Origin of the sequence: Mycoplasmopsis arginini (assembly GCF_965278885.1) — a bacterium.
Taxonomy (GTDB): Bacteria; Bacillota_I; Bacilli_A; order Mycoplasmatales; family Metamycoplasmataceae; genus Metamycoplasma; species Metamycoplasma arginini_B.
This window is the reverse complement of the sequence record NZ_CBDIHE010000001.1, coordinates 131,016-143,656: the sequence shown is the minus strand read 5'-3', so window position 1 is coordinate 143,656 and position 12,641 is coordinate 131,016. Positions and strand designations below refer to the sequence as shown.

The 12,641-nt window shown below is 25.4% G+C and carries 15 protein-coding genes; 3 read left to right on the top strand and 12 right to left on the bottom strand.

All coding sequences use genetic code 4. The features are described 5' to 3' along the window. Positions 1–78: 78 nt before the first annotated feature. The 4 genes from ACQW0Y_RS00625 to ACQW0Y_RS00610 all read right to left on the bottom strand — a co-directional run bounded on the left by ACQW0Y_RS00625 (position 79) and on the right by ACQW0Y_RS00610 (position 3,036). Positions 79–609, bottom strand: a complete 531-nt coding sequence (locus ACQW0Y_RS00625) for a hypothetical protein (RefSeq protein ID WP_427867271.1) — start codon at positions 607–609, stop codon at positions 79–81. A gap of 151 nt (positions 610–760) precedes the next feature. Further along, complete coding sequence (locus ACQW0Y_RS00620) at positions 761–1,489, bottom strand: hypothetical protein (RefSeq protein ID WP_427867270.1); 729 nt, start codon at positions 1,487–1,489, stop codon at positions 761–763. Between the two features lie 189 nt (positions 1,490–1,678). Then, complete coding sequence (locus ACQW0Y_RS00615) at positions 1,679–2,317, bottom strand: hypothetical protein (protein ID WP_427867269.1); 639 nt, start codon at positions 2,315–2,317, stop codon at positions 1,679–1,681. A gap of 8 nt (positions 2,318–2,325) precedes the next feature. Continuing rightward, positions 2,326–3,036: a YgjP-like metallopeptidase domain-containing protein gene (locus ACQW0Y_RS00610; protein ID WP_427867268.1), complete on the bottom strand. Its 711-nt coding sequence runs from the start codon at positions 3,034–3,036 to the stop codon at positions 2,326–2,328. Between the two features lie 161 nt (positions 3,037–3,197). On the opposite strand from ACQW0Y_RS00610, the gene rpsT reads away from it, so the two are divergent. Beyond that, the gene (gene rpsT, locus ACQW0Y_RS00605) at positions 3,198–3,461 is read left to right on the top strand and encodes a 30S ribosomal protein S20 (protein ID WP_427867267.1); all 264 of its coding nucleotides are present in this window, start codon (positions 3,198–3,200) and stop codon (positions 3,459–3,461) included. A 45-nt stretch (positions 3,462–3,506) separates the two neighbouring features. Here rpsT and rsmI read toward each other — a convergent pair whose 3' ends face one another. From rsmI to dnaX, 6 genes are read right to left on the bottom strand one after another with little or no spacing between them, the layout of a single operon-like run. Next, positions 3,507–4,211, bottom strand: a complete 705-nt coding sequence (gene rsmI, locus ACQW0Y_RS00600) for a 16S rRNA (cytidine(1402)-2'-O)-methyltransferase (RefSeq protein ID WP_427867266.1) — start codon at positions 4,209–4,211, stop codon at positions 3,507–3,509. Next, the gene (locus ACQW0Y_RS00595; protein WP_427867265.1) at positions 4,201–5,079 is read right to left on the bottom strand and encodes a DNA polymerase III; all 879 of its coding nucleotides are present in this window, start codon (positions 5,077–5,079) and stop codon (positions 4,201–4,203) included. The genes rsmI and ACQW0Y_RS00595 overlap by 11 nt, the downstream gene beginning before the upstream one ends. Beyond that, positions 5,079–5,720, bottom strand: a complete 642-nt coding sequence (gene tmk / locus ACQW0Y_RS00590) for a dTMP kinase (RefSeq protein WP_427867264.1) — start codon at positions 5,718–5,720, stop codon at positions 5,079–5,081. The genes ACQW0Y_RS00595 and tmk overlap by 1 nt, the downstream gene beginning before the upstream one ends. Positions 5,721–5,733: 13 nt before the next feature. Then, on the bottom strand, positions 5,734–6,324 hold the full coding sequence (locus ACQW0Y_RS00585; RefSeq protein WP_427867263.1) for a toprim domain-containing protein: 591 nt from the start codon (positions 6,322–6,324) through the stop codon (positions 5,734–5,736). Further along, positions 6,324–6,617: a YbaB/EbfC family nucleoid-associated protein gene (locus ACQW0Y_RS00580; protein ID WP_427867262.1), complete on the bottom strand. Its 294-nt coding sequence runs from the start codon at positions 6,615–6,617 to the stop codon at positions 6,324–6,326. Before ACQW0Y_RS00580 ends, ACQW0Y_RS00585 begins: the two co-directional genes overlap by 1 nt. A gap of 9 nt (positions 6,618–6,626) precedes the next feature. After that, on the bottom strand, positions 6,627–8,642 hold the full coding sequence (gene dnaX / locus ACQW0Y_RS00575) for a DNA polymerase III subunit gamma/tau (RefSeq protein ID WP_427867261.1): 2,016 nt from the start codon (positions 8,640–8,642) through the stop codon (positions 6,627–6,629). A gap of 137 nt (positions 8,643–8,779) precedes the next feature. Here dnaX and ACQW0Y_RS00570 point away from each other — a divergent pair, with 137 nt between their 5' ends. Continuing rightward, positions 8,780–9,292, top strand: a complete 513-nt coding sequence (locus ACQW0Y_RS00570; protein WP_427867260.1) for a hypothetical protein — start codon at positions 8,780–8,782, stop codon at positions 9,290–9,292. A gap of 1 nt (position 9,293) precedes the next feature. Then, positions 9,294–9,728, top strand: a complete 435-nt coding sequence (locus ACQW0Y_RS00565) for a bis(5'-nucleosyl)-tetraphosphatase (RefSeq protein WP_427867259.1) — start codon at positions 9,294–9,296, stop codon at positions 9,726–9,728. Positions 9,729–9,756: 28 nt separating this feature from the next. On the opposite strand, the gene secA is transcribed toward ACQW0Y_RS00565, so the two are convergent. Next, entirely contained in the window at positions 9,757–12,351 is a 2,595-nt protein-coding gene (gene secA / locus ACQW0Y_RS00560) for a preprotein translocase subunit SecA (RefSeq protein WP_427867258.1), read from the bottom strand. Between the two features lie 95 nt (positions 12,352–12,446). Continuing rightward, positions 12,447–12,638 carry a hypothetical protein gene (locus tag ACQW0Y_RS00555; protein WP_427867257.1) on the bottom strand — a complete coding sequence of 64 codons (192 nt, stop codon included), beginning with the start codon at positions 12,636–12,638 and terminating at the stop codon, positions 12,447–12,449. Positions 12,639–12,641 lie beyond the last annotated feature (3 nt).

Here is a 12,641-nt window from a genome sequence, read left to right as displayed (position 1 = left end):
TATTTGTATTCGAACTATCTAGTGATAACTTAGCAGCTTTAGCTTTATCTAGAGCGTCTTGAACTTTTTGTTTTTTATCTAAGTAAAATTCAGGGGTTTTTCTTCTTCAGATGCACTATCAACTAGATTTTGAATTCTAGTTAGTTCAGAATCTAATTCATTTTTAATACTTTCGTACTTATCTTCAGCTAATTCATTTGTTGAATAATTTTGTGCTTCAGTTCTTTTAGCCTCATATTGTTCTTTAGCATCATCAATATTTGTATTCGAACTATCTAGTGATAACTTAGCAGCTTTAGCTTTATCTAGAGCATCTTGTAATTTAGCGGTAGCATCATCATAATCTTTTTGATTACTAAAAGAAGTAATAGTCGATTTTATTGTTTTTTCTTCATCTTCTAATTCCTTTTTAATTTTATTGTATTTATCATCTTTTATATCACTCGCTAAGAATACATCAATGTCAGATATTTTTTTGTTATATTTACTTTTATTTATATTTTTTTTGTTTGCATTCGAAAACAAGCTACATGTAGTAACAGTTAATGCAGCGGCAGCAATAACATTAGCTATTCCAAGCCACATTAATATTTTTTTAGATTTTTTCAATTTTAAATTTTCTCCTTTTTATTTCTTCTTTTTCATATTTTATTACTTTTTGAAAAAAAAAAAAAAAGACCTTGTTTTATAAAGAAAAAAATAAAATCCGAACACTTTTGTGCTCGGGTTTTATTATTCGAATAATATTAAATATTAATAACTAAATATTGTTTGTTAAACGTAATGAAATTAAAATAATGTTTGCAACAATTAAAATTGTTAAAATTGTAAATAATATTCAGAATGCTTTTCTGTCTTTTTTTGATGTTCCAAAAATTGAAGAATTTGATTTACATGCGCAACCTGTGCATGAGCTTTCAAAACCTGTTATAACATACTCAAATGATTTTGAAGATTTACCTTCGTGTTCTAAATGATATGTAACAACAACTGTATTTCCAACTTGTGCAATTTTTTCAACAACTGTTGTGTATTGTGATGTTGATTTAACGTCAAGTGATGAAATTTGTGAAGCTTTTCTTAATGCTACATTTTCAACAAAGAATGTTGTTTTAGCAGCTTCTTCATTTAAGTTTACTGAAACTTTTTTAGCTTTCTTAGCAGCTGGAGCTGGTTTATCAACCAAGTCTTCTTTTTCGATGTATTCAATAGCTTTTTCGTTTTGAACTTTTTCAGCTAAAATTTTGTCAACAATAACACGTGCTTTAGTAATGTTAACACTACCACGGTAAGCTCCGTTTTGGTGGAATCATACACGTGTATCATTTTTTGTTTTTTCACTAACTCTGATAAATTCTAAAACTGCATCAACAAATTCTTCAAAGTTACCTGAAATTTTTTGGTTAGCTTTTTTGAAGTTGAAAGATACTTTTTTATTTTCATCAAATTTTTCAGAGATGTAAAATCTTTCTAATGTGCTTTTTGCCATTTTGTCTCCTGTGTGTTTTTTGTGTAATATATTTTTATACGTATACAATTTAAATTTTAAAGAAAAAATAAAAAAAATAACAAATTTACATAAAATTCGTTATTTATTGACTAATTATTGCTAGAATCAATCTTTTTCAATGGATTGACCAGTAAAAATCAATGTATTGAAATCAATTATAAAAGACTGTTAATCAATCTTTTTATTTGTTAGTAATTCATATATTTTTTCAACATTTTGAATAGTCAAAATTGGTTTTAGACTCTTTTTAATTTCATACATAAAATTACATAAATCACTAACTTTGGTATATGCTAAATGACCAGGATAGTTATTAATTTCGAACTCTTTAACATTATCAAAAATTAAAACTCCTATTACCGGTAGGTTGTTTGGTAAAAGTGGTAAAATATCTTGAATATTTTTATTTAAACTTCAAAATAAATTATTAATACAGTATTTAACTTTATCAGTGTGTAAAAATCATTCACGACTATTAAAATCACCTTCTAATAAATTACCTGAATCATCTACTTGATTTAAAACAAATAGACCATAACTATTAATAATAATGTGACCAGATAAAACAAAATCACTTTTATTAATTTTATATTTTCCGCCTTCAATAAACTTACTATTATGAATAAAGTTATTTATTTTATTAACTTCTTGAAACAATAAATTTTTCTCAGAAATTGTAAACTCTTTTTCGGTGTTGGCTTTTTTCTTGTTTTTAAAATGTCGAACAATGAAATATATATCTAAAGCAAGAATAATTGCTGTAAAGCAATATATTACAATTAATATTATCACCATTTGTGTTTCCATAAAACTCCTTATTTTAAAATATAACTATTTAATTTTTTTCTAATGTCTTTCCAATTATCCAAATATTTGCTTAATAAGTTTCAGAATTCTTTTGAATGATTAGCATGAACTAAATGACAAATTTCATGATATGCTACATATTTAATCATTTCATCACTAAAATACATTAAATCAGCACAAATATTTAAAGTCTTAGTTCTAATGTTTATTGATGCCCATGATGTTTTCTTTTTTAATATTTTATAAGTTAAATCAATTGTTTTTTGCAAAATTACCTTAACTGCTTCTTCTGCAAAAAATTTAAACTTAATTAAAAGTTTTTCTTTTAAAAAATTTTTAATTTTTTCTTCTATTGTTTTGATACTATAATCTTTAGGAAGTTTTAAGTACACAAATGAGTTATTTACCTTAAAAATTATAAAATTACTTGTTATATCATAACTTATTAATTCTCCAAAGTAATAAAAACTTTGATTTTTTGTATTAATTTTTAATTTTTTTTCATTTATAAAGCGTGGATTTTTTATTGCTTTAGTAATTGACTTAACTAGAAAATTCTCAAATCTTGAAGTATCTAAGTGTTTAGGATTTAATCTAAAAATTAAATGGCCAGATTCAAATTCAAAATAAATAGCTCTAGCGGATTTGATATAAAAAATATAAATCTCGTATTCTTTATTATTTATTATTCTTTTTATAGTTAGATCAGGACTTTTCATATAAGAATATTTTAATAAAATTAAAATAATTTGCTATTAATTGATTAAAAACATTAGAAAAACTTAATTTAAGCAAAAAAACTTATTTAAATATAAAAAAAATGTTTTTTTTATGTAAAATTATGTATGCTAATTAATTTTTTAGCAAGAAAGGCAAAAAAATGGCAAATATTAAATCAAAACAAAAAGCAATATTATCTAACGAAAAAGCTAACGCACGTAACTCAGCTATTAAATCAACTGTTAAAACAGCTATTAAAAAAGCTAAATTAGCAGCATCAGCTAATGATGAAAAAGCAGCTGAATTAGTTGCTAAAGCACACCATGAAATTGATAAAGCTGTTTCAAAGGGTGTTTTACACCAAAACAATGGTGCAAGAAAAGCTAGCCGTTTAGATGCATTTATTGCTAAATCAAAAAATTAATTTTTTTGAACCAATTTATTTAAAAACCGGATAATTCTCCGGTTTTTATTTTGCATATTTATTAATCTTTACATGTTTTTCTTTTTTAATTGCAAAAACTAGAACAAACTCACCTTTGATAGGATCTTTTTTAAGTGTCTCTAAAACTTCTAAAGGAGTTCCTTCATAATCTTTTTCATGCAACTTCGTTAATTCTTTACACAAGTAAAGATTTACATTATCGCCAAACACGCTATTAAAGTCCTCTAAAGTACTTATAAGTTTATAAGGTGAAACATAAGAAACATAAATTCCCTCAGTAATCTTTTTTAGTTGATTAATTCTTTCACCACTTTTATCTTTTAAAAAACCGATAAAACTAAATGTTGAACCTAAGTTAGCTTTAATAAAAGCATGTGTGAATGCTGTAACTCCCCCGATAACATCTACAAAAATATTTTGTTTTTTAGCTTCACTCACTAAATTAAAACCAGGATCAGAAATGCATGGCATTCCAGCATCAGATATTAATGCTACATTCTTACCAGATAATATTTGTTCGATTATTTTTGGAGCTAATTGTTTTTCATTAAACTTATGATAAGCCACTAATTTTTTATTATTAATTTCAAAGTGCTTCAATAATTTTTGGCTTACTCTCATATCCTCACACAAAATAAGATCAACTTCATTTAAAATACGTATGGCGCGGAAAGTAATATCTTCTAAATTGCCAATTGGTGTACCAACTATATATAGTCTAGATTCCATAAAATTCCTCTAATTTTAATAATAGATTACTTTTTTGCAAATTAAAATTTGCTGCTTTACTTATATTATTCTTTACTTCTTTTAATAAACTAATAATTTTATATACTGGAATATAATCAAATGATTCTTGTTTAATTTTAAAATCTTTAAGAATATCTAAATCTTTTATACCTTTTTTAATTTTATAAATATCCATAAATACCATTATTAGAAAATTTAAAATTATTTCCTTATTATCATAGTTAAAATTAATGATTAATGATTGAAGAAATAAGAGTGGGTTTTTATAAGACAAACTAATTGATTTACTTAAATCGTTAAAAATAGAAATTAATTCTTCATTGTATAGAGTATTTGTTGCCTTAAAAAAACTAGCAAAAGGTTTAGAATTATCAATATTTTTTTCATCATTTTTATGATTAATTTCAATAATGAAAGCACGTGATTTAATTGTTTTAATTACTTGCGATATAAAATTACATGACATTACAATAATAGTGTTATAAGGTGGGTTTTCTAAAAACTTAAGTAAACTATTTAAGGAATGTTGTGTTCCATTTTCAATATTAGATATAAATAAAATTTTTTTCTTATTCTTAAATAAAATTGACGTTTCTGTAGTTTCATTCATTGAATCTAAAATCATTTGTTTATTAATTGTTTGATTTTGACCATCGATATAAAAATAAAGTTCACCAAATTTTATATCACTAAAATTCTCAAAATTATCATAATTTATCTGAGAAATAAAATATAAAAAATATTCATCAAAACTTTTAATGTTTTTTGATGAAAGTAAATAAACTTGACTTAATTTATTTTCCTTAAGAGAATTATCAATTATATTTTTAAAAATAGAATCGATCATTATAATACGTTTTCTTTTTTAAGAATATCTACTACTTTATTAAATAGTTCAATAATTGAACAATTAGCATCAATAATACGATATCTCTCAGGATTTTTAGCTATTACTTTTTTATAAGATTCACGCAATGAAACATAATAAGAAATATCAGAAGTTTCTAGGCGGTCCATTCCTTCGCGCATCTTAGTAATTCTTTCGACTGAAATAGAAGGTTCTAAATCAAAGAAAATTACAAAATCAGGTTCAGTTTGATTAGTTGCTATTTTGTTAATAATTTCAACATTTTCTAAAGTAGCATCACCTAAAACACCTTGATAAACATATGAGGAAGTTGTATATCTGTCAGTTATTACGTGTTTATTTTCTTCTAAAGCAGGTCAAATACCTTTTTCTAAATTTAAACGACGGCTAGTAGCAAATAAAAGTGCATCTACCATTGAACTAAATGAGTTTTCATTATCTAGAATTAATTGTCTAATTTTCTCAGCTTCTTTTGAAAATGCTGATCCTGGTTCTCTTGTAAAAACAAAATCATCAATTAAGTTCTTTGTAATTAATTCATTTTTAAGCATTTGAATAATTGTTGTTTTACCTGAACCATCCATTCCTTCAAAAGCGATAAATTTTCCTTTTCTTTGCATAAATAACCCCTTTTTATATTTTTCTTTTATTTAAAATTGCTTGTTTTAATGATATTGTATCAACTGATTCGATGGCCATTCCAAAGGGAATTCCAATTGATAATTGATAAACATTTTTGTTTTTAAATTCGTCACGAATTCTTTTTTCTAAATATTTCATTGTAATTTGGCCATTTAAATCAGTATTTAATGCCAAAATTATCTCTTCACTTTTAGCAACAACTTTTAATAAATGGTCAATTTTTTCTAATGTTTCATTGCTAATTTGTTTTAAATTGATTGAATCACTAAAAACAAAATACTTACCTTTTTCTATATCAAGTGATTCAATTTTTTCAATATCCAAACTATCCTGTACAACAAATATCTTCTTGTTTCTTTTGCTGTCTGAACAAATATCACATATTTCTTGTTTTGCATAAGCTAAACATTGAGAACAAATTTTAGTTTCATTTTTTAAAGAAATGATATCTTCGAATAATTCTTTTGTATTTTGAAGTTTGTTTTCAAGAAAAAAAACCACGATTTTATTTGCTTGTTTTTTTGAAATACCTGGAATTCTTTTTAAGGATTCAATAATTTTTTCTTTAAGTTCTAAATTCATTAAAATGGTAATCCGTTATTTGAATATTTGCTACCAATTTCATCGTAAGCAGCTTCAATTTTTTCTAGCGCTTCATTAACAGCTAACATTACTAAGTCTTGAATTAATTCAGGATCTTCAGGATCTATTAAAGCTTCATTAATAATAATTTCAGTTATTTTTCTTTGGCCATTCATTGTTACTTTAATACCTTGTTTTTCAACAACAAAAGATTGTTTAGCAACAACTTGTTCATCTTTTTCCATTTCACTTTGGATTCTTTTAGCGTTTTTTAACATTTCGTTTATATTCATATATATCTCCTATTTTTCTTGCTCTTTAACAATATCTCCGAAAAGTTTCTTTGCAAATTCAACATTTGCATTCACTTTATTTTTATACTTATCTAGTTTTGGTAAACTAAACATTTTTACTTCTTCATTTTTTAATTTAGATCAGTTTTGTTTACAATTTTGAATTGCCATTTCAACTTGTTCTTTTGTTACGGCAACAACATTTGTATATCTTCCAAAAATACTATTAATAGCTTCTATAAAATCTTCATTGCATCTTTTTAAATTCAATTCATGAACTTTAAAAATATCATCACTTCTTAAAACGATTAAATCTTCGGTTGCAAAAAATATTTTAAAGCCTTTAATTAAAGAAACAAGGTATTCGTATTCTTTTTTTATTCTTTGTTCAATCATGTTGTAATACATTGTATCTAAATCTTGTTTATTCTTTGTTCCATAATCATATAAATTAAGTTTTATATACTGGAAAATAAATGCAAGGATATTAACGTCATTTTGATCTAATTCTGGTTTTATAATATCAACAGTTTTACTAAAATTTTCATTATCAAATTCAGTAGTAATAATATCATTTAACAAATCATCATTCTCATATTCTTTTGTTGTTTCAGCAATTAAGATTTCAGAAGTTTTTTCTAAAATATTATCGACATTTATCTCGCTGATTCCATTTTCTTCTAGTTCTTTTTTTACCTCATCTATCTTGATATCTTCACTAGTTTTAAAAGAATTAGAAATACTTTTTAAATTAAAAATAGAATTAAAGTTTTTGTGATTTTCTAAATTATCTTCATTTTTATTATTATCATAATCATTAACTAATTGGAAATCATTTGTATCTTCATAAGTTTCGCTTAGCAATTCATTTTCTTTTGCTTCTTTAAAATTGCTTTTAGTTTCAACTTCTAATTGCTTATTTTCTTTATTAATTGATGGTAATGATTTATTCTTGCAAGAAGCCATCTTTAATAAATTTAATTCAACTATTTCCCTAGGAATATCACTAAATTGTGAATCCTTAATTGTTTTTTGAATAATATCAATATATTTAAATAGTAGCTCATCATCAATTTTTAATTCAATTAGTTTCTCTTTTGGGGCATATTCTAAAAGTGATTCTTGATTTGTTTTACTAAACACAAAGTAATCTTTTAATGTTTCGAAAATTTGTAGAACTATTTTTTCAACACTAGCACCATTATCGATTAAATAATTAAATTTATCTAGCATCATTTTATGTTGATTAGCACTTATACATTTTATTAAATATCAAATATTATCAAAGTCAACAATTCCATATAATTCTTCAATATCTTTTTTGGTAATCACTTTATTAGCACAATAAATTGCAATTTGGTCAGCAATACTTAATGTATCTCTAAAACTACCATTACCTAAATTAACAATTAATTTAATAGCGTCTTCTTCAGCCTGAATGTTTTCTTTTGCAAAAATATCAATTATTTGTTTAATTAATATTGGTTTATCTATTTTTTTAAAATTAAATCTCTGCACACGACTAAGAATTGTCAAAGGAATTTTTTGGGGATCGGTAGTTGCCAAAATAAAAATGGCGTGTTTAGGTGGTTCTTCTAATGTTTTAAGTAAAGCATTAAAAGCTCCTTTGGATAACATATGAACCTCATCAATAATGTAAATTTTATATTTACCTTGAGTTGGTAAATGTTTAATTTTTTCCCTTAGTTCACGAATATCATCAATCCCTGTATTAGAAGCAGCATCAATTTCGATAATATCCATATTTTGATCCACTGTTTCAATACAACTAGCACAAGGACTAGCATCGGTTCTATGTGTACAGTTTATCGCATTAGCAAAAATTTTGGCAGTTGAGGTTTTTCCATTACCATGCGGTCCACAAAAAAGATAAGCATGAGTAATTTTATTTTCTTTAAGAATATTTTTTAATGTATCAATAATATGTTGTTGACCATGCACATCTTCAAAAGTTTTTGGTCGATATTGACGATATAATGCTAAATATTTATTTGTAAGCGACATTATACCTCCTAAAATATAAATATATTTTACCAAAATTCAAACCTATAAAAGGCTAAAAGCCTTAATTTGTTTTTTATTTATTTTTAGGTATTTAAATTAAGTAAAAAATCAGTGTTTTTCCATATATAATAATTATTATGAATAAAGTTGATCGTATTATAAAAGAACAAAAACATAAAAACTTTTTTACTTTTTTTATTTTAACTATTATTTCTTTGGTGGTTGCAATATTTCAAGTAATAGCTATTAGTTTTTTAAAACACAACATGGGAAAAAGCGTGTTTATAGGCATTTTAGTTATTGTGGTTTTATCTAATATTTTAATTTTATTTACTGCTTTTAGTTATTTTCCTATCTTTAAAGAACGAAGTAATTTATCACACCAAAAATTGTTAAAAGTTAATTTTGGTTTAATTATTTCACTGATGGTTTTTGCTGTTATTTTTGTAATTTTAATTTTCCTATTAAATGGAATTAATCAATCTTTAACCAAAGCTTTTGAAGAAAAAAATATGCAAGAAATAACCAAAAACATAAGTTTTTTTAATAAAATAAAAATTATTAAGTTAATTTTAGATTCTATTTTAATTTTAAATATAATTTCATTATTATCAATTAATATTTTTATTAAAAATAAAGGTGGCATTTAAGATGAGAAACGAAAAATCTTGTGGGGCGGTAGTTTTAAGAAATAAAGGGTCTAAAGCAGAAGTTTTACTAGTACAACAAAGAGCAGGTCATTGAACTTTTCCAAAGGGTCATGTTGAAGGAAATGAAACTGAAATAGAAACTGCTTTAAGAGAAGTTAAAGAGGAAACAAATTTAGATGTTGATATTATTGAAGGTTTTAGAGAAATAACTAGTTATTCCTTTATTAATAAAGATAGAGAAAATGTAAATAAAAACGTGATTTTCTTTTTAGCAACACCGAAGAATGATGATAAAAAAAATCGTCCTGGAGAAATCGAAGTTGTTGATTGATTTAGTATTGACAAAGCTAGAGAGCAAATAACTCATGATGCAAATCGTGAAGTTTTAGAAAAAGCGCTTAACTTTTACGTAAATAATTGTTGAAAATATAAATAATAAAAAAGATGAATTAGTTTCATCTTTTTTACTGTTCTTTATTTTCTTTTAAACCTAATAAACTTTCTAATTTTATTTTAAACTGTTTTAAAACTTCTTGTTTTTCGGTCTTTAAGATTTCTTCAACTTCCTCTTCATTTTTGCCTTCAGAAATTAAACGTTTCTTTTCTGAATCAAGTAAGAAATTGATAAATTGATTTGCTGTTTCAAGGCTTTCTTCATTATTTTTAGAATCGTTGTTATTATTAACTAATCATGGAAAATCAATTTGGCTATTTGAAGAAGGAAGACCTTCATAATTATTTAGTAAATTGATACTACATTCCATAGCGATTCGATCGGTTAATTCCTTAAATTTCTTCGAACCTAATTTAGTATAAATTTGATATGGATTTTTTTGAGCATATTGAACTAAATGAGTACTACGACGTAATTTATCCATAATATTAATATGGTCTTGTCATCCGCTATCAAAAACATTTAGAATAATACTTCTTTCCGATTTAACCAAAGATGTTAAACCATATTTTTCAATAATATTTTGTCTTAAAGTGTCATATTCTTTTTTTCAAATTGAAAAAATATAGTTAATCAATTCTTCTTTATCCATTTTTCTAATTTCTTCGTTTGTAAATTTATGTTGTGTTAATAACATAAAGTTTTTATTTAAATAATTAGAAAAGTTTTCAAAATCTAGCGTGTCATTTTTTTGTACAAAATATGGGTTGTTAACAATTTGTTTTACAGCAACCTGAAACATCTTATGAATAATTGAACCTAAATCATCACGTTGTAAAATTAAATCACGTTGTTCATAAATTAGGTCACGTTGTTGTCTAATGACGTCGTCAAAGTTTAAAACGCTTTTACGGCTATCATAGTTAAATCCTTCAATTTTCTTTTGTGCGCGTAAGAAAGCTGAACGAATTGATTCACCAGGAATTGGGTCTGAACCATACTCTTTAAAGATTTCTTTTCATTTATCTTGAACAGAAAATCTTAGAATTAATTGGTCATCTAAAGATAAAAAGAATTTTGTATAACCTATATCTCCTTGACGGCCTGAACGTCCTTTTAATTGGTTATCAATCCGACGTGATTCGGCTTTTTCTGTTCCTAAAACATATAATCCACCATTTTCAATAGCTTCTTTTGTAGGTTTAATATCCGTACCACGACCAGCCATGTTTGTTGCAATTGTAACTGCACCAGCTTGTCCTGCTTTAGAAATTATTTCTGCTTCAGAAGCATCTTGCTTAGCATTTAAAACAGTATGTGGAATTCCTTCTTGTAATAAATATTCGTGTAGTATTTCTGAATCTTCAACTTGAGCAGTTCCGATTAAAATTGGTTGTTTACGTTGGTATGCTCTTTTAACTTCTTTAGTAACAGCTTGTCACTTAGAATGCATATCAACATAAATTTCATCTTTATCGTCAATTCTAACAACTGGTTTATTTGTTGGAACAACATTAACACGCATATTGTAAATATCAATAAATTCTTTTTCTTCGGTTTTAGCAGTACCAGTCATACCACTAATCTTTTTAAATAATCTAAAAAAGTTTTGATAAGTAATTGTTGCTAAGGTTTTAGTTTCTGATTCTACTTCAACTCTTTCTTTTGCTTGAATGGCTTGTTGTAAACCTTCTGAATAAGCACGGCCTTCCATAATACGCCCAGTAAAGGAGTCAACCAATTCAATTTTGTCATTTCTAACTATATATTCAACATCAAGTTTCATAACTTTATGTGCTCTTAATGAGTTTTGAATTCGATGCACTAGTTCAGAATTTTCTAAGTCATATAAGTTTTTAAAATTAAAATACTTATTTGCTTTTTCAATTCCTTGATCAGTTAAATAAACTGATTTTGATTCTTCATCAATAAAATAATCATCGTGGTTAAGAGTTCTTACAAAAAGATCGGCGATTGTATACATTGTACTTTCTTCTTGATCGCCACCAGAAATAATAAGTGGAGTTTTAGCCTCATCAATTAATATCGAATCAACCTCATCTAAAAGAATATAATCTAGTCCTCTTTGTACTTTTTCTTCTTTTGACATAACCATATTATCACGTAGATAGTCAAAACCTAATTCAGAGTGAACTGAATAAACAACATCACAAGCATATGCTTCTCTTTTTAAATTTGTATGCATTTGTGCTTTATTAATTCCAACAGTTAAACCTAAAAACTTAAATACTTGCCCCATCTCTTCAGCATCACGCTCAGCTAAATATTCGTTAACAGTTGAAACAATAACACTATTACCACCTAAAGCATTTAAATAAACTGGAGCAATCGAAGTAATTGTTTTTCCTTCACCTGTTTTCATTTCAGCAACCGAACCAAGGTCGAGAATAATACCACCAATCATTTGCACATCATATGGTCTCTTACCTAAAATTCTTTTTGTAGCTTCTCTGGAAACGGCAAAAACTTCAGGTCTGATATCATCCTGAGTTTCCCCTAGTTTAATTCTTTCGCGAAATTCTATAGTTTTATGTTTTAACTCTTCATCTGTTAATTTAACAATACTTTCTTCTAGTTGGTTTATTTTCTTTAATGTATGTTCAGCTATACGCATTTCTGTTGATTTAAATTTAAAAAATTTCATAATTTAATATTTTATATTAAATTTACTAAAAATAAGCAAATTAAAAGTAGGCCTTATTACAAAAGCCTACTTTTTTTAAATTAATTTTATGATATTTAAGTAAATAATCTTAATGTATCTTGTTGAAAAATAGTGTATACACCCTTAATCAAACCATAAATTATAAATGCTAAAGCGATAAGACCGACTACGACAACTAGTAAAATTCCAAATATATTTAAAACTTTTTTCACAACTTTTTTATTTTTTTGTTTTTTACTTAATTCACTGTAATTTTTGTAATCCATAAT